Here is a 1,452-nt window from a genome sequence, read left to right as displayed (position 1 = left end):
TTTACTTGTCGTTTTCCTCGTAGGTTACAACGTTTGTAACCTAAACAAGCCTTTACCTGTCCAAAGACAGGTTCCACATCAACTTTTCGTTGTGCGAAGATTCGACTGCCTTCTTCAGATAAAAGCGCTTGACTTTCTATTTGCTTTAATTCTTGGTATCTCTGATTTAGATAAAGTCCTTTCTGAGGAGCTAAATCAGGATTATCTGCCTTATAGACTTTGATTTCTTGAGTAAATCCAGTACTGGTTTGGCGATGTTTTATACGTTCAAAGTGATAAGTCCATCCTTCTGGGTGGATATAGCTGTCCTGAGCTTCATCGTAAGTCCAATTTTCTAGATTTCGACTTGACTTTTTATAAGTTCTTTTCTGCTCCTTATCAAATAGAGCATACTTAATAAAATGACTCACTTCAAGTTCATTCAGAGTAACTAGATTTTCTTCACTGCCATAACCTGCATCTGCAACGATTGTTTTCAGCTCATGTGGATAACTTTCCAAAAATGGTAGAAGTGTATTAACATCTGCTGCATTTGGGAATACATCATAGTGTAGAACAAATTGATTTTCTGTTGCAATTTGGAGATTATAGCCAGGTTTGAGTTGACCATTCATCATATGATCATCCTTCATTCGCATAAAGGTTGCATCTGTATCCGTCTTTGAAAAACTATTACGTCCCTCAAATGTTTCCCCGTAGTTTTCATACTTTTTAGCCCGCACTGAAAAATCATCCCTGACTTTTCGGATAGCTTTCCTAAGTTTACGACGTTTCTTTTTTCTTTCATCCGCTCCCTTGACAGGCTGCTGTTCAATTTCTTGGTTAGTTTTTTCTAGTTCTTTTTCTAAAATAGCGACAAAATCATCCAATTGTTCTGAACTTATTGGCTCTTCCTGATCTAAAACAATAGCCTCTTCAATCAGAGGGGCAATTTCTTCTTGGAAAGATTGGCGGATACTTTCTTGCAGTTTAAGGGAAAATTTGTCAGTGGCTTTTTTCCAAACAAAGCTGTATTTATTGGCATTGGCCTCAATCTTAGTCCCATCAATATAGAGACAGTCTAGAGATACGAATTCCTCCATCTTTAGACGCACACTAAATTCAACGAATAAATCTTGAAGTAAATCACGCATACCTTCAGCTACACGAAAACGATTGATAGTCCGGTAGCTTACAACCAACTGACCAGTCAAATAATGCATGGCTAAGTTTTCTACCATTAATTTTTCAATCTTACGACCAGAAAAAATACCCTGAGAATAAGCAAACAAAAGAGCTGATAATAACATTTTAGGGTGATAAGATGGACGTCCAAAATCATGATAAAAGCTAGAGAAGCAATCATCCTCTAAATCATTGATCACTTTTTCAATCGTGAAAACAATATGATCCTGTGGTAAGACTGAAGCAATTTCTAGTGGTAAGGTGGTTTGATTTGTGTTATAGTGAATG

The 1,452-nt window shown here is 36.7% G+C and carries 1 protein-coding gene; it reads right to left on the bottom strand.

Annotated features, from left to right (window positions below; genetic code table 11):
• Positions 1 to 1,451, bottom strand: a 1,451-nt coding sequence (locus E5983_RS09045; RefSeq protein ID WP_331251113.1) for an IS1182 family transposase, incomplete at its 3' end; no start/stop codon positions are given.
• Position 1,452: the final 1 nt, after the last annotated feature.

It is taken from the genome of Streptococcus danieliae (assembly GCF_009767945.1).
In the GTDB taxonomy this organism is placed as follows: Bacteria; Bacillota; Bacilli; order Lactobacillales; family Streptococcaceae; genus Streptococcus; species Streptococcus danieliae.
The sequence above is the reverse complement of the archived record's forward strand: the minus strand, read 5'-3'. Positions and strand labels throughout refer to the sequence as shown.